Source organism: Rhizobium altiplani (assembly GCF_001542405.1).
Classification (GTDB): Bacteria; Pseudomonadota; Alphaproteobacteria; order Rhizobiales; family Rhizobiaceae; genus Rhizobium; species Rhizobium altiplani.
The window spans coordinates 44778-68606 of record NZ_LNCD01000011.1 but is presented as its reverse complement, the minus strand read 5'-3'; the positions used below and the strand labels follow the sequence as shown (position 1 = coordinate 68606).

Sequence of the window (23829 nt, the reverse complement as noted above, 5' to 3'; positions counted from 1 at the left end):
TACGGCGTCGACTCATAAACTCTGGCACCATATTCTTGTTGCGACGAGCTTTACAGCGGCGAGGTAGTTTTCCGGGCGCTTGTCATATCGGGTTGCGATGCCTCGGAACTGCTTGATCCTGTTGAAGAACCGTTCCACGAGATTACGTTGCCGATAGACCCAGCGCGAAAATACGAAAGAGCCCTTGCGATTACTCTTCGGCGGGATGTTGGCCCAGGCCTTTCTCTCGGCGGCCTTTGCCCGTATGGCATTCGTGTCATAACCCTTGTCGGCCAGCAGGATGTCCCCCTCGCCAAGCTCATCCGTCAGCGCGTCGGCTTCGGCACAATCGGCGATCTGTCCACCAGTCAGACGCAGATTGACCGGGCGACCTTCGGCATCGACGAGCGCATGGATTTTGCTCGTAAGGCCGCCGCGGGAACGTCCCATGCCACCATCGTCTCCATCCCTTTTTTTCCCGTGGCCGCGTGCTGGTGAACGCGGACACAGGTCGAGTCGATCATGACGATGTCGCCATCGTAGGCCTTGGACACCGCTTCAAGAAGCCGATCCCATACCCCGGCTTTGCGCCAGCGGACGAAGCGGTTGTAACAGGTCGTCGGCGGGCCATAGCGTTCCGGAACTTCCGCCCAAGGCGAGCCCGTTCGAAACCGCCAGAGGATGCCATTCAGTACCCGCCGATCATCAACGCGGGCAACGCCGCGTGGCTTGTTGGGTAACAACGGCGATATAATCGACCATTCGTGGTCAGTCAGTTCGTAGCGACGACGTGTCATCAAATGCTTCCCTATTTCGAAGCCTTGAATCACGCCGGTCGATAAATGCCAAGAAATTTTATGAGTTTACGCTGTAGTCCCTTGTCTTAGTCTCTTGTCTTGGCGACCATCGTCAAAACATCGTATTGGGCGACCGTCGCACCGTTCTGGTTGGTCACATTGCAGTCCCAGCGCACTTCGCCGTGCTCGGCGCCGATGCGCGGATTGATCTCCTTGCATGTCAATTTCACCTGCAACGTATCGCCCGGATTGACCGGCGTGAGGAAGCGCAGGTTGTCGACGCCGTAATTGGCGAGAACCGGGCCGGGGGCCGGGTCGACGAAGAGGCCGGCAGCAAATGAGACGATCAGGTAGCCATGGGCAACGCGCCCATCGAAGAACGGATTGGCGCGGGCGGCTTCCTCGTCCATATGGGCGTAGAAGGTGTCGCCGGTGAAGTTGGCGAAGTGCTCGATATCCTCAAGCGTGACGGTGCGGGTTCCGGTGACAAGCTGGTCGCCGATTTGAAGTTCGGCGAGCGACTTGCGGAAGGGATGTTCACCGTCCTTGCGCACCTCGGCATCCGCAACCCAGCGGCCGGTGACCGCCGAAAGAAGCGTTGGCGAGCCCTGGACCGCGGTGCGCTGCATGTAATGCTTGACCCCACGAAGTCCGCCCAACTCCTCGCCGCCGCCGGCACGTCCCGGACCGCCATGCACGAGACCTGGCAGCGGTGAGCCATGGCCGGTCGAGGTCTTGGCGCTGACGCGGTTGCCGATCAGCACGCGGCCGTGGAAGGGCGCCATGCCGAGAACAACCTCTTCGGCAAAGGCCGGATCATTGGTGAAGACCGACGATACCAGGCTTCCCTTGCCGCGGCGGGCAAGGTCGACAGCCTCCTCGGCGCTGTCATAGGGCATGACCGTGCTGACCGGGCCGAAGGCTTCGACGTCGTGAACAGCCCGGGCGTCCCAGGGCTTGTCGCAGTATAGCAGCACTGGATTGAGGAAGGCGCCGGCCTCAGCGTCTCCGGAGACGACGCGGGGATTGTCCGGATCACCGGCAACGATCTCGGCATCGGCAAGAAGATCGCGGATGCGGGCGCGGACCTCGTCGCGCTGGGCAAGGCTTGCGAGCGGGCCCATGCGGACGTTTTCATCGGTCGCATTGCCGAGCGCCGTCTTGCCAAGACGATCGCCAAGAGCGGCGACAAGAGCGTCGCAATAGGCGCGCGGTGCGATGACGCGACGGATCGCCGTGCACTTCTGGCCGGCCTTCGCTGTCATCTCGCGGGAGACTTCCTTGACGAAAAGGTCGAACTCCTCGGTGCCAGGGGCCGCGTCGAGACCGAGGACAGAGGCATTGAGACTGTCGGCCTCCATGGTGAAGCGGACCGAATTCTCGATGATCGCCGGATGTGTCTTCAGCTTGCGGCCGGTCCAGGCCGAACCGGTAAAGGTGACGGCATCCTGTCCGTCGACATGATCAAGGAGATCGCCGACGGAACCGCAGACAAGTTGCACGGCGCCTTCGGGAATCAGGCCCGTCTCGACCATGCGGCGCACGACCAGTTCGGTCAGATAGGCCGTCTGGCTCGCCGGCTTGACGATAGCCGGCATGCCAGCAAGCAGGGTCGGCGCCAGCTTTTCCAGCATGCCCCAGACCGGAAAGTTGAAGGCATTGATGTGAATGGCGACGCCCTGCAGCGGCGACAGGATGTGCCGGGCGGCAAACGTGCCGTCGCGCGACAGGTTTTCCACGTCGCCATCGACAAGCACGCGCGTATTCGGCAACTCGCGCCGTCCCTTTGAGGCATAGGACAAGAGAGTGCCAATGCCGCCATCGATATCGACCCAGCTGTCTGCCTTGGTCGCACCGGTTGCCGACGAAAGGGCGTAGAATTCTTCCTTCCTCTCCATCAGCGCCTGGCCAAGTGCCTTCAGCATGGCGGCACGCTCATGAAACGACATGCGACGCAGGGCCGGGCCAGCCTTCTTGCGGCCGTAGGCCAGAGATGCGGCAAAGTCGACGCCGGTGGAATCGATCAATGCAACCGGTACGCCTGTCGAAGCGTCGAGGAGTTCGGCGCCATCCTTCGTGCCGGGAACCCAGCGGCCATAAACATAGCTTTCGAGGCGGCGCGGCGGGTTTACCAGGACGTTCATCGTCTTATCCTTCCGGTCAGTTCAGATTGCGCGCAGCAAGCTGCGCATCAACGGTCGCCTGCCATTCGGATAGCAGCGTCTCGTTGGGTGTGTGGCGAAGGCCGAAGCGAGCCAGAGTTTCGTAGCGCGCCGAGCCGGAGAGCCCGAAGCTTGCCGCAACGCGCGGGCGCCAATAGGCGATTGCCTTGCGCGCTGCCGTTGCTCCGTCTTCCGTTTCGGCAATTTTCTTCAGTCCCTCGATGCCGAGTTCGGTGTGATGCGCCTCGCTGGGTAGAATGGCGCGGAACACTTCGGCAAGTGGCTGGTAGGAAACGCGGGCAAGTTCGCGCAGCTGGATGGTGCTTGCGATACCCATCAGCACGTTCATGACCACCGCGTCGATCCAGCCATGCAGGGGATAGTGGAAGACCGAAAGACGCATGTCGCCACCCTGACGCGCCGCACCGATATCGGCGTCGCGCTCCAGCCGGGCGTCCCAGGGATGATGGACGGCGTAACGGCCGGTGTCGGCGCCAAAGCTGCCCATGATCTCGAGGACCCGACCGGCATGGTCGGTTTTTTCAAGCACGATCTTGGCAGAGGCGATGCGCTCCTTGATGCCTGGCGCATCGTTGATCGTGTCGGCAAAGCCGGCTGCACCCGCAAGCTCGCTATCGACGAAACTTGCCATCAGGCGCAAAAGCTCGCCGCGATAGCGTGGGGTCACATTGTCAGGCGACGTCAGCACGCCACCCTTCAGCAGGTATTCCTCGATCGGCATCGTATCGGACATTGGCTATTCCTCCCTCGCTTTCGCGCCTTATTGGTCGTAGCTGACCACGACCCGGTCGCTCAGCGGATAACATTGGCAGGTCAGAACATAGCCCTGGCGCACTTCGTAATCCTCGAGCGCATGGTTGACCTCCATCTCGGTCTCGCCCTCGATCACCCTGGCCCGACACGTGGAACAGACACCTGCCTTGCAGGCGTAGGGCGCGTCCATATTGTTCTCGAGCGCGGCTTCGAGCAGGGTTTGCCCCTGCTTCGGCATCTTGAAGACACGCGTTGCACCGTCGAGGGTGACAGTTGCCTCGCACGCGGCGTCGCGATCCGCCAAGGCAGCGCTTTCGCTCTTTCGTCGCGCCCGGCCTGGCTGCGAGGACGCAAAGAGCTCGAACTTGATCTGCTCTTCGCGCATCCCGTGGTCGCGAAGGGCAGCGGCGATCGTCAACATCATCGGTTCCGGACCGCAGATGAAAGCGGTGTCGACGGATTTCAGGTCGATCCAGTGCCTGAACAATGCTGCGCACTTTTCGGTATCAATGCGCCCCGTGAAGAGGTCGATATCCTGGGCTTCGCTTTCCAGCACGTGCAGGATGGACAGGCGACCGAGGTAGCTGTTCTTCAGATCGTCCAGCTCCTCGCGGAACATGATCGAGCTGATCTGCCGGTTTGCGTAGACGAGCGTGAAGCGCGAATGGGGCTCACGCGCCAAGGTGGTCTTGATGATGGAGAGCACCGGCGTGATGCCGCTGCCGGCTGCAAAGCCGATGTAGCTCTTGGAAATCTCGGGCTCGATTGCCGTGAAGAACGCGCCCATCGGCGGCATCGCTTCCATCGTATCGCCAATCTTGAGCTCTTCATTGGCCCAGGTCGAAAAGCAGCCGCCGTCGACCCGCTTGATGCCGACCCTCAAGATACCTTCGTCACGCCCGGCACAGATCGAGTAGGAGCGGCGGAGTTCCTCGCCATCGAACTGGCGGCGAAACGTCAGATACTGGCCCTGCGTGAAATCGAACGCACCGCGGTCCTCGTCCAGCGGAGCAAGGGTGACGACCACGGCATCGCGCGTCTCGCGCTTGACGTCGGTGACCTGAAGGGAATGGAAACGTGCCATATTGCGGACCTCACTAGGCAAAGGGTCAGATGCACTTGAAATAATCGAATGGTTCCAGACAGTCGGTGCAGCGATAGCTCGCCTTGCAGGGCGTCGAGCCGAACTGGCTGATCTTTTCGGTGTTTGCCGATCCGCAGCGCGGACAGGCGATCGTCAGATTGGAGCGGCCGGAGAGCCGATCGACGCGCTGGCGCAGGATCCCGTCGATCGCGGTGCCATCGACAGGCGGCGCAATGCCATAGGCCCTGAGCTTTTCGCGACCTTCGGCGCTGATCCAGTCCGTCGTCCAGGCCGGCGAAAGCTGGCGTTCCAGCCGCAGCTTTTCGATGCCCTTCTCATGCAGCGCCCGCTCGATATCGAGATTGATGATCGCGGTTGCCGGACAGCCCGAATAGGTCGGCGTTACCGTCACAACCAGCGTGTCGTCATCGAAGGCGACATCCCTGATGATGCCGAGATCGACCAGGGAGATCACCGGGATCTCGGGATCCGGAACCTCTGCAAGCCACTGCCAGACGTCTGATGTCGAAGGCAAAGTTACGGCCGTCATGACCGCCTCCTTCCGTTACCAGGTCGCGCCCGGATAAGCGCGCTGCAGGAATTGCAGATCGGCCAGTATGAAGCCCATATGTTCGGTATGAAGGCCGCGCTTGCCGCCCTTGTGCATGAAGCCATCGGAAGGCTTCTTGAGCGTTGCCTCGGACAGGGCCTCGCCGACAAGCTCATCCCAGCCGGGCTTCAGGCTTTCCGGTTCCGGTGCAATGCCGGCAGCGACAAGCTCCGCGTCCAACGCGTCGCCGATGAAGAGTTCGCCGCTATAGGCCCAGAGATCGTCAAGCGCTTCCTGCATGCGCCGATGGCTTTCGGCGGTACCGTCGCCAAGGCGGATGATCAGATCGCGGCTGCGATCGAGGTGATAGGCAACTTCCTTCGAGGCCTTTTCCGCAATCTCGGCAATACGCTTGTCGGTCGAACCGCAAAGCGCCTTCAGCATCAGGAAATGCCAGGCGTCGAACAGAAACTGACGCATCAGCGTCTTGCCAAAATCGCCATTCGGACGCTCGACCAGGAGCACGTTGCGGAGGTCGCGCGCATCACGCAGATAGGCGAGATTGTCGGCACTGCGGCCCCGGCCTTCAACTTCGCCAGCAAGACCGAGCCAGAGTTGTGTCTGGCCGATCAGATCGAGCGCGGTGTTGGAAAGCGCAATATCTTCCTCGAGCGCCGGTGAATGCCCGCACCATTCGGAAACGCGATGACCAAGGATCAGCGCATTGTCGCCCATGCGTGTCAGAAATTCGAAAAGTGCCGTCTGGCTGACGGCCGTGTTGGAGGCAGCGCTCATCACATATGCCCCACTTCTTCGGGAACGTCGAAGAACGTCGGATGACGATAGACCTTCGAATTCGAAGGATCAAAGAGCGGTCCCTTGTCGGAAGGCGCGCTGGCGGCGATGTCGCTCGAGCGCACCACCCAGATGCTCACGCCTTCGTTTCGGCGGGTGTAGACATCACGTGCGTTGTTGACGGCCATTTCGGCATCGGGCGCATGCAGGCTGCCGACATGCCGGTGATTGAGGCCGTGCTGGCCGCGGATGAAGACTTCCCAAAGAGGCCATTCGCTGGACATGGACATTTCTCCCGTCTCGCGTCTCTCACGGGCCGTGGCCCGGAAATCGCGTATTGTTAAGACTTGCGACTGCTTGGAGCGGACGCCGAGGCGTCCGGACGCATTATTCGGCTGCGGTGCGCTGAGCTGCGCGACGCGATGTCATCTTCTCGGCGTGGGCAACGAGACCATCCCGGAACCAGGCGCCGTCGTTCCATGCCTTCTGCCGGGCGCCGAGGCGTTCGGCGTTGCACGGACCGTTGCCGGCGATGACGGCGAAGAACTCGGTCCAGTCAGGTTCGCCGAAGTCGTAACCGCCCTTTTCCTCGTTCCACTTCAGATCCGGGTCCGGAACCGTCAGGCCGAGATATTCCGCCTGCGGCACTGTCTGGTCGACGAACTTCTGACGCAGCTCGTCATTCGAATTCTGCTTGATCTTCCAGGACATGGACTGGGCCGAATGCACGGATGCGTCGTCTGACGGGCCAAACATCATCAGCGATGGCCACCACCAGCGGTTCAAGGCGTCCTGGACCATTTCCTTCTGGGCGGGCGTGCCCTTGACCATCTTCATCAGGATGTCGAACCCCTGGCGCTGATGGAAGCTTTCTTCCTTGCAGATGCGGACCATGGCGCGGGCGTAGGGCCCGTAGGAACAGCGTTGCAGCGGCACCTGGTTCATGATCGCCGCGCCATCGACCAGCCAGCCGATGGCACCGATGTCGGCCCAGCTCAGCGTCGGGTAGTTGAAGATCGAGGAGTACTTCGCCTTGCCACTGTGCAGCTGCTCGTACATCTCGTCCCGGCTGATGCCGAGCGTTTCGGCCGCACAGTAGAGGTAAAGCCCATGTCCGGCCTCGTCCTGAACCTTGGCGAGCAGGATCGCCTTGCGCTCGAGCGTCGGGGCACGGGTGATCCAGTTGCCTTCGGGAAGCTGGCCGACGATTTCGGAATGCGCATGCTGGCTGATCTGGCGCATCAGCGTCTTGCGATAGCCTTCCGGCATCCATTCCTTCGGCTCGATCTTCTGGCCGGCGTCGATGCGCTCCTGGAAGGCGCGTTCGATCGGATCCATTTCATCGAGCGTCTTGACGCGGGCGCTGTCGGTCTTGACCATCTGTGCGTACATGGTTCGTCTCCTTTGCCTTGGCGCGTCAGACGCGCTCGAGAATGATCGCGATGCCCTGGCCGACGCCGATGCACATGGTGCAAAGCGCGTAGCGACCGCCCTGGCGATGCAATTGGTAGGTTGCCGTCGTGACCAGCCGGGCACCGCTCATGCCGAGCGGGTGGCCCATCGCGATGGCGCCGCCATTCGGATTGACATGGGGCGCATCATCGGGGAGGTCCAGATCGCGCAACACGGCGAGCGCCTGGGCGGCAAAAGCCTCGTTCAACTCGATCACATCCATCTGGCCGATCGAAAGACCGGCACGCTCGAGCACCCGCCGCGCGGCCGGTGCCGGGCCGATGCCCATGATGCGCGGTTCGACGCCGGCTGCCGCCATTGCCACGATACGCGCCTTCGGCGTCAGGCCTTGTGCCTTCGCGGCCGCTTCGCTGGCAACGACAAGAGCGGCTGCACCGTCATTGACGCCCGATGCATTGCCGGCCGTAACACTGAGATCAGGGCCATTGACGCCCTTCAGTCTGGAAAGCTGGTCGATCGTCGTGCCTGGACGCGGGTGCTCGTCGCGATCGACAATGATGGGGTCGCCCTTCTTTTGCGCGACCTTGACGGCGACCAGTTCGTCCGCGAAGAGGCCAGCCTCCTGGGCAGCCGCCCAGCGGGCCTGGCTGCGGACCGCGAAAGCGTCCTGGTCGGTGCGGCTGACGCCAAAATCGGCTGCCACATTGTCGGCCGTCTGAGGCATCGAATCGACGCCAAAGCCTGCCTTCATCTTCGGATTGACGAAGCGCCAGCCGATCGTCGTGTCGTAGATGGCGTTGGCGCGGGAAAAGGCGCTGTCTGCCTTCGGCATGACGAAAGGCGCCCGGCTCATGCTTTCAACGCCACCGGCAATCACGAGGTCACAGTCGCCGGCGCGGATTGCTCTTGCCGCCATGCCGACGGCATCCATGCCGGAGCCGCACAGGCGGTTGACGGTTGTTGCAGGGACACTGATCGGCATGCCCGACAACAGCACGGCCATGCGACCGACATTGCGATTGTCTTCGCCCGCCTGGTTGGCGCAGCCGTAGATCAGATCATCGACCTTGCTCCAGTCGACGTCAGGATTGCGTTCCATCAGCGCTGTGAGGGGGAGGGCGGCCAGATCGTCTGCGCGAACCGTCGCCAGCGCGCCGCCATAGCGACCGATGGGTGTGCGAACGGCATCACAGATGAATGCTTCCGACATGCGCGATTTCCTCCTGCTCTCGCAAAGCCGACCAATTCAGTATTGATTAACCGACCGATCGGTCATGTTATTAGCACGCGATATGTCACAGAGCAATGCATTTTTGTGGAAAGTTTGTGATATTTAATATTCTGCAGGAAAAACCTTAGCACGAAAGCCGCGCCGCCGGCCTAAAAGCTGATCGCGAGATTGCTAGAAAGCCTCGCCGGCCAGCATCTCCAGGCGCAGGTCCGTCGCTGCGGTCGATGCGGGCAAAGGCCCGGAAGCCGTGACGAAGGTGCGGGCCACGTGGGCATCAGCGGCCGGAGAAAGTTGCCTGTAGGCCCGCGCAAACAGCTGCCGCGCTGCCTTTCCCGGCCAATCGTCGGGGAGTGCGCCTGAGGGCAATCTCGGATCGTGTAGATGAACGGCGCGGAAGCGATGCACCAGGAGGAGGCGGATGGTCAGCGCCATGGAAGGCGAAAAACTGACGGAGGCAGCCGGGCTGAGCAGAGCGCCGAACTGCGCCAGAAAAACCGCATACGCTTCCGCATGCACTGTCAGATCCCAGTACTCGGAGGTGAATTCTTGCAGGGCTTTTGGATCTTGTGGCGGTTCTGCGCGGAAAACCAGGGCAGGCACTGTCGCGGTCACCGCCCTTGCAGGGCCGACCGCCAGGCGGTCATTGAGACGCGCGTGGCCAGCGCGCTTGAGCGCCTGCATGGCGTCTTCGACCGCTGGCCCCGTTACATGAACGAACTGCCATCCGCTATCCTCGGGCGCAGAAAACAGCACGCGGGCCGCCGCCGCGAACTCGCTGCCGGCCGACCGTGACAGCCGGTAATAGCTGCGCCGTCCCTCTCTTTCTCCCGTAAGCTGGCCTGCGGCGACGAGCCGGGAGACGGCGGTGCGCACCAGCGTCTCGCTGATGCCGACGTCCGCGCAGGTCTCGATCAGGTTGCCGATCCAGGCAATGCCGCCGCGCGGCTCGACGACGTCACCGTAGATGGTCACGATGAAGCTCGCTGCCTTCAGCGGGCTTTCATCCAGAATGCGTCGTATCAACTCGCTTGCAAGAGCATCTGCCGGATTGGTCGCTGCCGTCACCGATTCCTCCCTGGATGGTGAGAGTGCGACTAACACATTGTCTCGGCCGCTGCATCCCCGCTGGACGCGAGGCGCTGAGGCGGAGCCATCACGCATCCGCCTCCAGGGAGACCGGATCAGGGTTCTCTGATTGCGCTGTCGAGCCCTCGCAAGATGGGATAGAGGAAGTAGGAGATGACGGTGCGACGCCCCACCATGATCTCGGCTGAAACGGTCATGCCGGGAAGCAGTCGCACGGGCTCGTCCGAGCCTTTCAGCCTTGGATCTGCAAGCGGTATGCGTGCCTTGAAGTAAGGCGCTGGCGACTGGGTGGCTGCCTCCTGCTGGGATGGGGTGAAAGCGTCACGGCTCACCGTCCTGACCGCTCCGGATGCCGTGCCGAACTTCTGGAACGGATAGGCGTCAAATTTGATCCGTGCATCCTTACCCGCCGTGATGCGACCGATGTCACGCGTATTGACGTTGACCTCTGCCTCAAGCGGGACGTTCAGCGGAACAAGCGTCAAGATCGGCTCTGCCTCCCGAACGACGGAGCCGACGGAGCGCGCCGCAAGGTCAAGCACGACGGCATCAGCCGGTGCCGACAGGACCACCATGTCGCGGCGAAGCTCCATCTTCTTCAGTTCTTCGGCCGCAGTGTCGCGCTGGCTGCGCAGGTCGACGAGCTGCTCCATGGCTGCGCGCCTGAAGTCTTCGATAAATGCCTGTCGGTCTGCCTTGAGCTTGGCGAAGGTATGCTCGGCCTCATCGGCCCTGCCCTGGACGGCCGAAAGACTGGTCTCGACGTCAAGGCGGGCGTCACGCGACCCCAGAAGCGTTATCAGGGATCCGCTCTCGCGATTATAAAGCCGCTCCCTGGCACCCTCGATCTGGGACAGCGTTTCGCGTCGATTGGTGAGGACGGCCTCCTGGTTTCGGCTTGAAGCAATCGTCGCTGCCTGGGCCGCGATCTGCTGATCGTAGTTCTGCAACTGTGCCATGTAATAGGCGCGGCGCTGCCCGAACAGCTGCATCTGAAGCAGTTCGTCGCGCGATCCGCCCGCCGTCTGGGTGTAGTCCGCACCGGCAAGCTCGGCTTCCAGACGCTTCACCTGGGCGTCGAGTGCAACAAATTTTGCCCGCTGCTGATCGGCGTCGGCCTGGCTGAACGTCGCGTCAAGTGTGGCAAGCACCTGGCCCTTCTGTACGATCTCGCCGGCGGTCACATTGATCGTGCGGATGATCGATGTTTCGAGCGGCTGCACGACGATGGTCGGCTCGGTCGTGATCAGTTTGCCGGGGGCAATGACGACCTCGTCGATCGAAGACACCGACGCCCAGGTGATTGCCGCCGCAATCAGGGCGGTGATGCCGTAGAGCGTCATGCGGGCGACCCTTGGCGGAGCGCGCTCCTCAAGCTCCACGGCATCCGACTGGAACTCCGCAATCGCTGATGGCAGCGAGCGCCTGAGGGCTGGCTGCGTGACCGGGGCGGTCGTTGGAACAGGCAGGTTCTCTCCTGGCTTTTGAGCGCGCGCGTTCATGCTACCTGCCTCATCTGCTGTGACCAAAGGTGACGGTATGTCATGCAGCGTGTGACCAGCTGATCGTGCCTGCCGATATCGGCGATCTTGCCGCGTTCGACGACGAGAATGGCATCGGCGTCGACGAGCGTGGAGAGCCGGTGAGACACGATGACCACCGTTCTTCCTGCGGCAATCTGGCTGAGGTTCTGACGAATGATCGTCTCGCTGTCAGGGTCGAGCGCGCTGGTGGCCTCGTCGAGGATCAAGAGTTTCGGGTCGGTGATAAGTGCTCTGGCGATTGCCAGACGCTGCTTCTGACCGCCAGACAGGTTCGAGGCGTTTTCTTCCAGCATCGTGTCGAACCCACGCGGAAGCCGCTCGATGAACTCCTCGGCGCCCGCAATGCGTGCCGCTTCCATGATTTCCTCGATGCTTGCATCGGGCTTTGCCGCCGCGATGTTTTCGCGAACGGTGCCGCGGAAGAGGAAATTGTCCTGCAGCACGACACCCGTACTCGTCCTCAGATGCACGAGGTCGATCTCTCGGCTGTCATAGCCGTCCATCCGCACGATGCCCTGCTGGTTCTGATAGAGACCCTGGATCAGCCTGGTGATCGTCGTCTTGCCCGAACCGCTCTTGCCAACGACACCGAAGACGGAGCCGGCTGGAATGCTGAAGGAGACGTTGTCGAGCGCTGGCGGGCCGTCCGGCCCGTAGCGGAACGTCACCTTGTCGAACTCGATGTTGCCTCGAAGGTGCGGGCGGATGCCACGACCGCGACCGGCCTGTTCCGGGCGCTGGTTCATGATCTCGCCGAGCATGCGCACCGAAAGCGCAACTTCCTGGTACTCGTGTACCATCGTCACGATCTGGACAAGCGGGCCAGACACGCGACCAGCCAGCATGTTGAATGCGACCAGCGCACCAATCGTCATCGCGCCGTTGAAGACATCGAGCGCGCCAAGGCCGATGATGGCGACACTCATCAGCTTCTCGAGAAGTCCGGTCATCGATTGAGCGGCCGTCGAGATCTTCTCGACCCGGAACCGGACGGAGATCGATTGCGCCGAATAGTCGTCCCAGGCGCGACGCTGGCGGGGTTCAAGCGCCAGCGACTTGACGGTTCGCATGCCGTGGACGGTTTCGACGAGCAAGGCCTGTCGGTCGCCTTCGGCCTTGTAGAGTGCCTGAAGACGGCGCTGGAAGGGGCCGACAAGCAGCATGACGACGAGGCCGACAAGGGCGGCAAAGCCGATGACGACGAGCGTCAGCTTGACGCTGTAGAGAAGCAGGATCGGGATGAAGACCAGCAGCGAGACGCCGTCGAGAAGCGTCAGAAACAGGCGGCCGGTCAGAAACTCGCGGATCCTGCCCGTCTGCTGCATATGCTTGACGAGGACGCCTGCCGATGCCTGCTCGAACAAGGCAATGGGAAGATTGAGCAGATGACCGAAGGTGCGGGTCGCAATGCGGATATCGATCCTGTTCGTGGCATAGAGCAACAGGTAGCGGCGCAGGAAGCTGAAGGCCGCATCGAAGACAAGCGCAATGGCGATGCCGATGGTCAGCACCGTCAGCGTTGCATAACTTTGATGGACCAGCACCTTGTCGATGACGAGCTGGAAGAAGATCGGCGTCATCAGGCCAAGGCCATAAAGAACGATGGCGGCAAGGGCGACATCGCGGAAGAAACTGCGCTGCTTGATGATCTCAGGAATGAACCAGCGGAAGCCGAAGGGCTGGTCGGCATCATTGATGCCGAAGTTCCGCTTCATCATCACCACAGATCCACACCAGGTCTTGATGAACTGCTCCTGGTTCAGGAGAATGAAGTCAGGGCGCTCGGCCAGCGGGTCGAGAACCCTGATCTTTGCCTCTTCCTCACCCATGGCCGGGCCGGCAATGACGACCCAGTTGCCGTTGTCGAGTTCCGCCAGAACCGGGAAGGCTTCGCCCAACTGGAGCAGCGATGCCCAGGAGAGCTTGATCTGCCTTGCGCGCAGTCCGGCATCCTTGGCCATGCGCAGCAACTGCCGGATTTCGACCGGGCGTTCGTCGACTGCATAGTCGTGCTGCAGGCGCTCGGGCGACAGATCGACGCCGTGATGGCGTGCAACGAGAGCAAGGCAGTGTAGATTGGTGTGCAAAAACGTACTCATGGCCCACCCGGGTGTCTGGGTTGAAGAAGTGGCGTTGGTCAGTTGAAGTTCGGCGATGCGTTTGCCGAGCTACCCGATGGCTGGATGATTTCAGCCTTCGGGCTTGATGGCAGATCGTTGATCCGGCGCACAGCACCGGCTTCGACCAATCCACCAAGGGCCTTCTGCATCAGGTCGACGGCATTCGCGAAAGCGTCGACCGGCATGATGATGCGCTGGCGGAAGACCGGTTTCGGGTTGTTGTTCTGATCGCGCTCGGTGGCCGACAGCGACATCAGATCGATGCGCACGATGGTGCCGGTGACAGTGATTTCGCCAATTCCGTCTGCATAGAGTTCATTGCTCATTGTCGTCTCCTCGTTTTGATGAGTGGTCATGGATGGTGATGCTGTGCATGTTGCCAGGCCGGGAACGGATCCGTCAGATGTCTGCCGAGATCCGGGTCGAAGCTTGCTTCGTCTCCGATCAGGCAGTCGTCGAGCGCCGCACTGATTGCCTTTTGATCAAAGCCCGCGCCGATGAACACGAGTTCCTGGCGGCGGTCGCCCCACACGGCGTCCCAATACCGGTCGAGCAACTGGCGGAATTGCGGATAGCGTGGCCAGTGCGCCCTGGATACGCTCGCCCACCAGAAGCCCTTGGTATCCATGCGCCGCTGTGTGCCGGCAATCGAAAGCAGTCCGATTTCGTTCGGCCGTGTTGCCAGCCAGAAGTGCCCCTTGGCGCGGATGAGGCCCGGCCATTGCTGCGCGAGAAACCGATCGAGCGCAGCAGGGTCAAAGGGGCGGCGCGCGCGATAGACGAAGCTCGAAATGCCGTATTCCTCGGTTTCCGGAACATGATCGCCCCAGCCGTAGAGTTCCTTGTGCCAGTACGGGTGCCGGGCGGACTTCGCCTCGCTGAAAAGCCCGGTATCGAGAATGGTGGAAAGCGGCAGGTGACCGAAGTCCGTCTCGACGACGCGCGCATCGGGATTGAGCGCCGCAACGACCTGGCGCACCGTCGTGCGTTTTTCCGGACTGACCTCCGAAACCTTGTTGATCACGACGACGTCGGCAAACTCGATCTGCTCTACCAAAAGGTCGACGAGTGTCCGTTCGTCGTCGGTGTCCCGGGTTTCTCCACGGTCGCTGAGGAAATCTGCGCTCGAGTAATCCGCCAGAAGGTTGGCGGCGTCGACGACGGAAACCATCGTATCCAGCCGCGCAACATCGCAAAGCGCGCTGCCGTTTTCGTCCCGGAAGGAGAATGTGGCGGCAATCGGCAGAGGTTCGGCAATCCCCGTCCCCTCGATCAGCAGGTAGTCGAAGCGATCGTCGGCAGCAAGCCGACGCACTTCGCTCAAGAGATCGTCGCGCAGCGTGCAACAGATACAGCCGTTCGTGAGTTCCACCAGTGTTTCATTGGTGCGCGACAGGTTGGCTCCGCCACCACGAACGAGCTCGGCATCGATGTTGATCTCGCTCATGTCATTGACGATGACGGCGACCCGGCGTCCTTCCCGGTTACGCAATACATGGTTGAGGATGGTTGTCTTTCCCGCGCCGAGGAAACCCGCCAAAACCGTTACTGGGAGGCGCTTGTCGCCACCTGTCATTGATACTCCCCCACTCGCTGTTACGCTGCGAGCTGCTGCCTGAACGCCACGTCCACATAGTAGTTGGTGCTGTTGTATGTACTCGTCGGGAACAGCCCGCTGGAGCCATATTCATAGAGGCCGTTGCCACCGCTCAGCGCCGACGACATGGCCTGCAGATTGCCATTGGTCGTGGTGTCACTGAAGTAGTTGCCCGTTGCCGAATAGTTGCCGTTGGTGCTGTATGAGACGACGTAAGTCGTGCCGGCATCGATTGCGACCTTCTGCGAGAGGTCGACGGACTGCCAACCGCTTGCGCTCTCGTTGGTGAAGGTCGCGCTCGCCAGCAACGTGCCGCTTGCCGTCCAGAGATAGCCCGTATGGGGTCCGGTATTCTCCTCGCTCTTGTAGAAACGAATGCCGGTGATCCAGCCAGCTGCATCCGACTGGAACTTCATGCCGAGGTTGACTGGATTGTTGTCATTGACCGACGCAATGGCGGGCGTCGTGCCGGCGGCAAAGACGTTCTGCTCGCTGCCCTCGTTGGTCACATTCACCGCGACGCTGGCTGTCGATGTTTGCCCTTGTGTATCCTGGATGGTGTAGTCAAAGCTCGCCGCGCCGATATAGCCTGCGAGCGGCGTGAAGGTGATGGTGCCCGCCTGGCTATTGAATGCGACCGTGCCATTGATCGCATTGCCGACGCTCGCCACCGAGATCTGGTCACCGTCCGGATCGCTGTCGTTGGTGAGGAGGCTTGATGCCTGCAGGACAACAGGCGTTCCGATGCCCGTAGAAATTCCATTGTCATTGACAGCGACAGGTGCACCGTTCTGCGTCGACTGTTGGTAGGTGACATCGACCCAGTAATTGGCCGAACTGTAGGAGGCTGACGGAAACAGTGTTCCGGTACCATAAGCGTAGACGCCATTTCCGCCGCTCGTCGAACTGGACGGCGCAGTCAGCGCTCCGTTGCTATGGTCCGTCGTGAAGTAGTTTGGCGTCGCTGCATAGAAGCCGTTGGAATGATAGCTTGCGACATAGGTCACACCCGCAGAAATGGTGATCGGCTGTGAGAAGCTCACCGTCTGCCAGCCGCTTGCCGTTTCGTTGGTGAACGTCGCCGTTGCAAGAAGTTGGCCGGTGCTGCTCCACAATGAGCCGACATGTGTGCCGACGTCCTGAGCGCTCTTATAGTATCGCAAGCCCGTGATTTGCCCGCTCGCCGATGCCACGAACTTGACGCCCAATTCCACAGAGGAAGGATCGTTTGCGGCGGCAATACTTGGCGTGTCAGAAGAGGCGAACAGATTCGTACTGGTGGGTTGGGCCCCGACGTTCAGAGAGACCGTGGCGGTTGATGTTCCGCCGCGACCGTCAGAAATGGAGTAGCTGAAGCTCGCAGCGCCCACGTAGCCCGTCGTTGGTGTGAAAATGACGGCGTTGGTTTGGCTGTCAAATGTCACCGTGCCATTCGTTGCGCCATTTGCCCCAGTGATCGTCAAGGCGTCGCCGTCAGGATCCGTGTCATTGGCAAGCAGGCTTGCTGCCGCGATTGAGAGCACTGTGTTCGAATAGGTGGTAAAGCCGTTGTCATTGGCCGCCACCGGCGCGTTGTTGACAGTTGATTGGTTGAAGACGACGTCCACCCAGTAGTTCGATGCCTGGTAGCTGGATGTGGGGAACGTCGTGTTCGTTCCATAGGAGAAGACGCCGTTGCCGCCACTGGCAGCACTCGACAAGCCGGTCAGCGCGCCGCTCGTGTGAGCAGTCGAGAAATAGTCGGCGGTCGCGACATAGCTACCCGTCGTGTGATAGGAAGCGACGTAGGTCGTTCCTGCTGTAATCTGGATTGGCGAAGCGAAATTGGCCGTCTGCCAACCGCTCAGGGCCTCATTTGTGAATGTGACAGTGGCGATCAGCGTCCCGTCTGAAGTCCAAATGGAACCGGTATGCGGGCCAGTATCGCCCGCCGCCTTGTAAAAGCGAATGCCAGTGAGTGTTCCGCTTGTCGAGGCAGTGAACTTCATGCCCAATTCCAGCGGAGCATTCTCATGGTAGCCAGCGCCACTTGGACCGTCGCCAGCCTGGAACAGCGATTGGCCGACTCCTTCCTCGACAGTCAGGCTGACATCGCCCTGGTCGGTGCCGCCGCGCCCGTCGGAAAGTGTATAGCTGAAGCTTGCCGGCCCGGTATAGTTCGCATTGGGTGTGAAGATGACGTTCCCGGTCTGGGTATCCAGCGAAACCGTTCCGTTCAGGGCATTACCCACAGCGGCGATAGTTAGAGCATCACCATTCGGATCGATGTCATTGGCAACGAGCGAAGCTATTGAAATCGTCAATGCGCCATTGCGTGCGACCGAGAAGCCGGTGTCATCGGTGGCAACAGGCACGCTGTTCGGGCCAGCATCGAATACGACGTCAACCCAGTAGTTCGACCCGCCAGGGTTGTCACCGGGGAAAGTGCTGGTCGAGCCATACGCATAGACACCGCCACCGTCGACTGCCTTCAGCGCGCCGTTGCTGTACGTCGATCCCGGAGTGAAATAGTGCTCGGTGACAGAGTAATAGCCATTGCTGTGATAGGAGGCGACATAGGTCGTTCCAGCCGAGATATGAATCGGCGAGGAAAACATGACGGTTTGCCAGCCCGAGATAGATTCGCCTGTCGATACACCCGTTGCAAGCAGCGTACCGTTCGCATCCCACAGACTGACGACGTGCTCTCCGACGTTATAAAAGCCCTTGTAAAAACGAATCCCTTCGATGGAACCGCCCATCGTGGATTGAAACCGGACTCCGAGTTCGACACCGTCGCGATCAATCGCAGTCTCGGTCGCGGGCTTGGAAGCGAGCGTCCAGAGGCTGTTCGTGTCGGGCAGGATGATGCTGACCTGCTTGCCCGATGATGGCGTCTCCAAGTTGACGCTGTCGTCCACGGCGCGTGACATGATCGTATAGGTGCCACTGGCCTGAACGACCCAGTTGTAGCTCCAGTTCTCGCGGCCGGTGGCCTTGAACCAGTGCTGTCCACCGTCCGTGGAGACTTCGATGCCAGCGATGATGCCACCGCCGAAATCCTGTGCCGTTCCGGTGATGGTGACATGCTGTCCTTCGACAAAACTTGCGCCGATGATGGGCGAGGTGATTGTCGACGTCGGCTTGATGATATCAGTGGATTGGGTGGCCAGGATCAGGCTGGCATCCAGAGTCGTTGGCTGAATCCCCATGTCCGCGAACATGTTGACCATAGCCTGCTGAACATTTGGATCAGTTGGCGTGTAGGTTCCCTCATGCTGATCGTTCAGTCCCCACGACCAGAAGACGGTACCCGCACTGAAAACCAGCGCACCGCTCTCGGCCCGGTACATAGTCAAGCTGTGGTCGACGACGGCATCGCCGACGGTCATTCCATAGTCGCGCAGATAGGTACTTACGGCGACCGAGGAAAGCGACAAGTTGATTAGGCCGTCAGGCCGGAAGCCGTTTTCGACATCAGAGTCCCATTCGTAGCCCAACAGGTTCTGAACGAGGTTGTACGTTTCCCCGGGCTGCAGATTGGCCACATCAGTGTTTCGCCAGAAGCGCAGATTTGAATAGTCATAAGGAATGGAAATGGTATCAGCGCGATAACTGTCGACCGTGAACATGGTCCCGGTCAGCGAATTTTCTGGCTCCTGTCCGGGGTCGGCATAGCGTGGATCGCGCCAGGTGCCGGTGCCAACGTCGCTCGGATCCGTGCTGGTACCCCAGGTCTCCTTGTAACAGACCATCGTCCGGTAGGCCTGGCCATTGCCATCGATGCTGCTTTCCCAACGGACCTTCCAATAGCACTCGTTGCCACTCCAGAATGCGAGGTTGACGCCGCTGTCGCGCGCCGCCTCGACGTTGGCGCGCTGTTCGCCAGACCAGTACTCGTCGTGGCCGACCGACAGATAGGCCTGGTGGTTGAGCAGCAGGTTGCCATTTCGGGAAGCGTCGACGCCCGAGATGTAGGATACGTCGTAGCCGTTCTGTTCCAGCCACTGGATGGCCGAATGCTCGGCGCCGAAAATGTAGTCCCAGGTTCCACCAATCGGGCTGGTGTTGGTGATGATCGGGCGATTGTAGCTGATCGCCGATGCTCGCCCAATAGCAGTCAGACCGCAACTGCAGTTCGGCGGCAGGTAGCCGATCATGTCTGCCGGATCGACTGGAACCTCTCCGTAGTAGAGGCTCGCCCCACCCCAGGCGTTGTAGGCCTGCCAGGTCGTATCGGATGTCTGGAAGACGATGTCACTCGTCGAGGCGTCGTCACGCACGACAAACGGAATGATGCTTGCATCCTCGACGCCGTCCTCGCGGACGAGCTTGGCAATGTAGACGCCGGAAACGGCATCCGCCGGGATCTCCCAGCTTGCGGAAACCGACCAGTTGCCACAGTCGATCAGGCCGAGAGACATGTCGACGATCGGATGCGGCTGGATCTGCGCCGTCGTCAGTGACTTGTCGATCGATGCGACCTTGCGCGCGCCGTCCCCGCCGTAATAGCCGAGACGATAGATGTCGATGCGGTAGTGGGTCGAATCCGTTGCGATCTTGAAGTCGACGGTCTGGCCGATATTGGTGCTGATTTCGGTTGCGAAGCCCTGAATGGTCCCGCCGCCGTCGCCATCAAGGCCCCATTCACTTCTGGGGTTGCCCTGCTTCAGGTTTTCGAGGGCGATGATGTTCAGCGTAGGAGTGGCCGTTACTGGCGCTGTGACGGCCACAACCGTCGTCGTCGAAGCTGTTGCGGCGAGGGTCGCCGGCGCATCCGAAGTCGCCGCTGCTGACGCAGATGACGTATCCTCAGCCGTTCCCACACTTGCGACCGAGAACCTCAGGACCGGAACACTCGACGTATCGCTCGCGTCCGAGACCGGAAGCACAACGTCAGGAGCAGTTGACAGAGCCGGCTCCAGCGACGTCGTGGTGATGGAAGTGGAAGGATCTGGAGGCAGGACGGTGCGTGGTTTCGTCTGCGGGTCGGAAGTCGAAGAATCTGCGGTCGGCGTTGTGGTGGTAGTAAGCGCCAAGCTCGCCCCGCCGGTCGCGTCGCCTGTGGGGGCGGCGGTTGAAGCTGCTGACGTTTGTGCCGGGGCTGGATCATTGGTCAAAGGAGACGCAGTGGTCGACGTCCCTGTGAGCGAGGTTACCGAGCCGACGGCGCTCAGATCGGCAATTGGCTGATCGCCTACTGACGAAACCACTGTTGCGTTCACAAAAAGGGCGCTGCCTGTTGCTACTGCACTATAAACACTTGAGGTGCCACCATACGCGCTCAAATAGTCGCGGTCCTTGATGTTGATCCTCAGCATGACAAACGCCCTCACTTGCACTGCGACACATGTTCAGGGAATTATCCTGTCATGTTTGCGGCGATAGAGAACGACAGTAATCAGCAGTATGATGCATCGCAGGGCATACCCCGATAGGATTATCGATAAGCTATTGAACGGCTTTTATTTAAGTTGGCTCGGTTCCACTGGAAACAATCCTCAAAGCAGAGCTGGTCAAAGTGTCGTTCGCAGGGGAGGTGATTTGAACCAGATCCGGCAACAGCGCTCATTTCTGCCGCGACCTCGAAACAGGGCAAAGTTCAAATTCGGATTAGTCTTCCCCTCGGTCGGCTGAACTGCCGCCAAGTTCGAATTTCACCGAAGGCCGACCAGTGGGAAGAATGAACAGAGCGTCGAGACCATTAGACTAAGTCCAAGAGTCCACACCTCCTAAAGGCCATGAGGCTATCGGAGCCTCCCCAGCGCGGACATCTTTGTATGTCGAGCTAATCTTGTTCAGCACGATCTCGTCGTCCGTCTCGATCTCGTAGAAGGTGCCGTCAGCGGCCCGGATAGTCACCCACGTGCTACTCGGCTCTGCGGGTAGAGAGCCAACGAACTCTCCCCAAATTACCTGCCGCGTATTCTCGGCTAATGCCGCTAAATCCGAGCCGGAAATCTCTGCATTGTCTTGCGCGAGAGCTTCAAGTTTTTCGCCACCTTCGCCTGTAGCATCAAACCATTCATGTCCCGGTATGGACGACTTGACCGTCGAAACGGTCCAATTTGCTCGGAGAGATCGAGGCGACAACAGGCGTAGCAAATCTCGTAGCTCGGCGGCCAAAACGTGCCCTTCGAGATCGTAAATTCGAACTGATGGCATCGTGGCCTCCGGAGACAGATTTCCATTGGCTGGAACACGTTGTCAACACGCCCTAGTTAGATCGACAGCTCTCTGGCTTGAGCACTGATCTTCTCGCAGGCATCCTCGAACGGATCACGCATTGGCACCAGAGGCGAGGCGCCGAGGAGAAGAAGGGCTTTCAGATGCTGCCAGCCGCCTTCCTCGCCGAGAACCGTCACATAGGATGTCATCGGCTCGCGTGTCTCGCCAGGATACAGGCGTTCATATTCCGCGAAATTTGCGAAATTTTCGCGATTGCCCTCCGAAGGGCGGAAGGTCTCTGCCGCAGCGCCTTCAGCAAGGATTACTTTGTGCGTCGCGAGCAGGATGGCATAGTACTCAATCGTCATATCGTCGCGCGGTGCGATCGGCGCGATTGTCGTGCCATTTACGAGATCCTTCACCCGTATAAAAACGCCATTCAGGAGCAGAGCATGCAGGGGTGAGAGGTAGAGATCGGAATGTGGTGTGCCATTGCCGAGCGCATGACGTGCCACTTGAATCGGTACGACGCCCTCCTGCCAGCACGCGCCTCGCTTCGTAAATACCTGCCGACCGACCCACTTGATGGGGCTGGTTTCTCCTTCCAGAAGGACAACGCGATCTCCCGTCTGAAGATCCTCGACACGCTTTTCGCCGCGATCCGTAAGGATTGCCGTGCCACGCAGAAAACATTGCGGACCGCCGGAGTTGCCATTCCCACCAGAGTTCCCGTTCCCGTTCCCGTTCCCGTTACGTGGGCCCGCGCTCACCGGCAACGACGACACTGCCATTGCAAGGGCCGCCACGCTTGCGACGCGAGCGCCGGTAGCAGCCGCCACCCCGAGAAAACGTCGGCGCGCGGTATTGAATGGCAGATTCGGATCTTTGACGTAAGTCATCCTGACACACCTTGCTAAACGCATCGAAACAGCCTTGGACAAACTATAATACGCCTTCCACCTTCCCACGCTAATTCAGCAGAAAGGCTTAGTGCGAATACGTGCGCAATGTTAATGTGGATATGCCCCGTAGGTGCCTCAGCTAAACCGACGCAAAGTCCCCCATACTCAGACCTGTTTTTCGTTGCTGAAAAGGGGCGCCAGAGGCGACCGTTGTCCGACGGGGGTGGCCGTCGTGTGTCCACCGTCGACCAAACTGAAGAATGAACATTCACAAGAATGCTCGACGAACGCCGATGCGTCGAGAAGAAATGGCTCTCGCTGTTGTCGAAGGCCACCTGAGCCGAGCTTGGGCTGCTTAGGCCCACGGCGTCTCGACCAAGTTTGTCGCCCCTTGGCTCGAGCGCTTCAGAGCGGGCGGTCGCCGAGCGATGCTCGGTCGCTCCTCCCGACCTCGGGAGCCGATCGGGAAAGGTCGGCATCCTAGCCCTGGCCAACAAACTGGCAATCCGCATTCTGGTGATTTCTTGAGGATGGTATCGTTCCGGAAGGAGCTAAATTAGCCAAGCGCCGATGGGATGATTTGGGCACCAAAGCCTTGCGATCGGCGGCGGCACGGCCTGTACCGTTAAGGCTACGACGACCGGAGAACCGACGACAGGAATCGTCTATATTGTGGCCTGGAAATGTAACCGTGCGCTCGTCAACGACAAGCTCGATCCGTTCCCTTGAGGAAGTCAGCATAGGTCGCGCGCAGCCCATCGCGCAGTGTTGTTCGCGCGCTCCATCCCAGGCTGCGCAGTCGGTCAACATTCAACAGCTTTCGAGGTGTACCATCTGGTTTGGAAGTATCGAATACGATTGTGCCCTTGAACTCGACGATATCCATCACGGTCTCGGCCAACTCCCGAATGGTGATATCCTCGCCGGTTCCAACGTTAAATAGGCTTGGTTCGATCCCTTCCTGCTCCATCAAGAAGACGCAGGCGTCAGCCATGTCATCGACATACAAGAATTCACGCATCGGGCGCCCGGAACCCCATACCTCGTAGCTGCGATCACCACGGAGTTTCGCCTCGTGCGCCTTACGAATCAACGCGGGCAGCACGTGACTGTTGTTCAGGTCATAATTGTCATCAATGCCATAAAGGTTCGTCGGCATCACAGACATATATCGGGTTCCGAATTGCCGGTTGTAGCTTTCGCAAAGCTTTACGCCGGCGATCTTGGCAATCGCATACGGCTCGTTGGTCGGTTCAAGCGCGCCGGTCAGCAGGTATTCCTCTTTTATCGGCTGAGGGCAGTCCCGCGGATAGATACAGCTCGAACCAAGGAAGAGCATGCGCGCGACCCCAGCTTGCCAAGCGGCATGGATCACATTCGCCTCTATCATCAGGTTCTGGTAGAGGAATTCCGCGCGGTAGACATTGTTGGCATGAATACCGCCGACCTTCGCGGCGGCCAGGAAAACATAGTCCGGTCGCTCCGTGGTCAGGAACTCGGTGACCCTTGACTGTTGCGTCAAATCGAGATCCGCATGAGTGCGCGTCAGTATATTGGAGTAGCCTGCAGATTTAAGCCGGCGCACAATGGCCGATCCCACCATGCCACGATGACCGGCCACATAAATTTTGGCGCTCTTATCCATGAA

18 protein-coding genes and 2 pseudogenes are annotated in these 23829 nt (G+C 60.1%); 2 read left to right on the top strand and 18 right to left on the bottom strand.

All coding sequences use genetic code 11. The features are described from left to right. Positions 1 to 12: 12 nt before the first annotated feature. From AS026_RS39070 to AS026_RS02330, 15 genes and pseudogenes are all read right to left on the bottom strand, one after another. Positions 13 to 776 (bottom strand): annotated as a pseudogene (locus AS026_RS39070) (IS5 family transposase). A gap of 86 nt (positions 777 to 862) precedes the next feature. Further along, entirely contained in the window at positions 863 to 2920 is a 2058-nt protein-coding gene (gene paaZ / locus AS026_RS02395) for a phenylacetic acid degradation bifunctional protein PaaZ (protein ID WP_062368558.1), read from the bottom strand. A 16-nt stretch (positions 2921 to 2936) separates the two neighbouring features. Then, positions 2937 to 3692: a Phenylacetic acid catabolic protein gene (locus AS026_RS02390; RefSeq protein ID WP_062368557.1), complete on the bottom strand. Its 756-nt coding sequence runs from the start codon at positions 3690 to 3692 to the stop codon at positions 2937 to 2939. Between the two features lie 27 nt (positions 3693 to 3719). After that, a complete protein-coding gene (gene paaE / locus AS026_RS02385; RefSeq protein WP_062368556.1) occupies positions 3720 to 4796 on the bottom strand; it encodes a 1,2-phenylacetyl-CoA epoxidase subunit PaaE in 1077 nt (358 codons plus the stop codon). A gap of 25 nt (positions 4797 to 4821) precedes the next feature. Further along, a complete protein-coding gene (gene paaD / locus AS026_RS02380) occupies positions 4822 to 5346 on the bottom strand; it encodes a 1,2-phenylacetyl-CoA epoxidase subunit PaaD (protein ID WP_062368555.1) in 525 nt (174 codons plus the stop codon). Positions 5347 to 5361: 15 nt separating this feature from the next. Next, positions 5362 to 6141: a 1,2-phenylacetyl-CoA epoxidase subunit PaaC gene (gene paaC / locus AS026_RS02375; RefSeq protein ID WP_062368554.1), complete on the bottom strand. Its 780-nt coding sequence runs from the start codon at positions 6139 to 6141 to the stop codon at positions 5362 to 5364. Beyond that, positions 6141 to 6425, bottom strand: coding sequence for a 1,2-phenylacetyl-CoA epoxidase subunit PaaB (gene paaB, locus AS026_RS02370; RefSeq protein WP_062368553.1), 285 nt, complete (start codon positions 6423 to 6425; stop codon positions 6141 to 6143). Before paaB ends, paaC begins: the two co-directional genes overlap by 1 nt. 103 nt (positions 6426 to 6528) lie before the next feature. Continuing rightward, positions 6529 to 7533: a 1,2-phenylacetyl-CoA epoxidase subunit PaaA gene (paaA, locus tag AS026_RS02365; protein WP_062368552.1), complete on the bottom strand. Its 1005-nt coding sequence runs from the start codon at positions 7531 to 7533 to the stop codon at positions 6529 to 6531. A 25-nt stretch (positions 7534 to 7558) separates the two neighbouring features. After that, positions 7559 to 8764, bottom strand: a complete 1206-nt coding sequence (pcaF, locus tag AS026_RS02360) for a 3-oxoadipyl-CoA thiolase (protein WP_062368551.1) — start codon at positions 8762 to 8764, stop codon at positions 7559 to 7561. Positions 8765 to 8956: 192 nt separating this feature from the next. Next, positions 8957 to 9850: a phenylacetic acid degradation operon negative regulatory protein PaaX gene (gene paaX / locus AS026_RS02355; protein ID WP_062368550.1), complete on the bottom strand. Its 894-nt coding sequence runs from the start codon at positions 9848 to 9850 to the stop codon at positions 8957 to 8959. Positions 9851 to 9966: 116 nt separating this feature from the next. Continuing rightward, positions 9967 to 11373 carry an HlyD family type I secretion periplasmic adaptor subunit gene (locus tag AS026_RS02350; protein ID WP_062368549.1) on the bottom strand — a complete coding sequence of 469 codons (1407 nt, stop codon included), beginning with the start codon at positions 11371 to 11373 and terminating at the stop codon, positions 9967 to 9969. Further along, positions 11370 to 13514: a peptidase domain-containing ABC transporter gene (locus tag AS026_RS02345; protein ID WP_062368548.1), complete on the bottom strand. Its 2145-nt coding sequence runs from the start codon at positions 13512 to 13514 to the stop codon at positions 11370 to 11372. Before AS026_RS02345 ends, AS026_RS02350 begins: the two co-directional genes overlap by 4 nt. 38 nt (positions 13515 to 13552) lie before the next feature. Further along, positions 13553 to 13861, bottom strand: coding sequence for a hypothetical protein (locus tag AS026_RS02340; RefSeq protein WP_062368547.1), 309 nt, complete (start codon positions 13859 to 13861; stop codon positions 13553 to 13555). 26 nt (positions 13862 to 13887) lie between these two features. Beyond that, complete coding sequence (locus tag AS026_RS02335; protein ID WP_062368546.1) at positions 13888 to 15111, bottom strand: GTP-binding protein; 1224 nt, start codon at positions 15109 to 15111, stop codon at positions 13888 to 13890. A gap of 20 nt (positions 15112 to 15131) precedes the next feature. After that, positions 15132 to 19844: a DUF4082 domain-containing protein gene (locus tag AS026_RS02330; RefSeq protein WP_342587544.1), complete on the bottom strand. Its 4713-nt coding sequence runs from the start codon at positions 19842 to 19844 to the stop codon at positions 15132 to 15134. Between AS026_RS02330 and AS026_RS42915 the strand changes: the two genes are divergently transcribed. Continuing rightward, positions 19801 to 20304 (top strand): hypothetical protein, encoded by a 504-nt coding sequence (locus AS026_RS42915; RefSeq protein WP_245307296.1) that lies wholly within the window; start codon positions 19801 to 19803, stop codon positions 20302 to 20304. The two genes, AS026_RS02330 and AS026_RS42915, sit on opposite strands and share 44 nt — an antisense overlap. 516 nt (positions 20305 to 20820) lie before the next feature. Here AS026_RS42915 and AS026_RS02325 read toward each other — a convergent pair. Together AS026_RS02325 and AS026_RS02320 are read right to left on the bottom strand one after the other, a co-directional pair. After that, entirely contained in the window at positions 20821 to 21276 is a 456-nt protein-coding gene (locus AS026_RS02325) for a hypothetical protein (protein WP_062368544.1), read from the bottom strand. A 56-nt stretch (positions 21277 to 21332) separates the two neighbouring features. Beyond that, the gene (locus AS026_RS02320; RefSeq protein ID WP_062368543.1) at positions 21333 to 22178 is read right to left on the bottom strand and encodes a Hint domain-containing protein; all 846 of its coding nucleotides are present in this window, start codon (positions 22176 to 22178) and stop codon (positions 21333 to 21335) included. Positions 22179 to 22441: 263 nt separating this feature from the next. Here AS026_RS02320 and AS026_RS39065 point away from each other — a divergent pair. Further along, positions 22442 to 22633: pseudogene (locus AS026_RS39065) on the top strand (leucine zipper domain-containing protein); the annotation flags it as partial. 248 nt (positions 22634 to 22881) lie between these two features. On the opposite strand, the gene fcl reads toward AS026_RS39065, so the two are convergent. Further along, positions 22882 to 23826, bottom strand: a complete 945-nt coding sequence (gene fcl, locus AS026_RS02315; RefSeq protein WP_062368542.1) for a GDP-L-fucose synthase — start codon at positions 23824 to 23826, stop codon at positions 22882 to 22884. Positions 23827 to 23829: the final 3 nt, after the last annotated feature.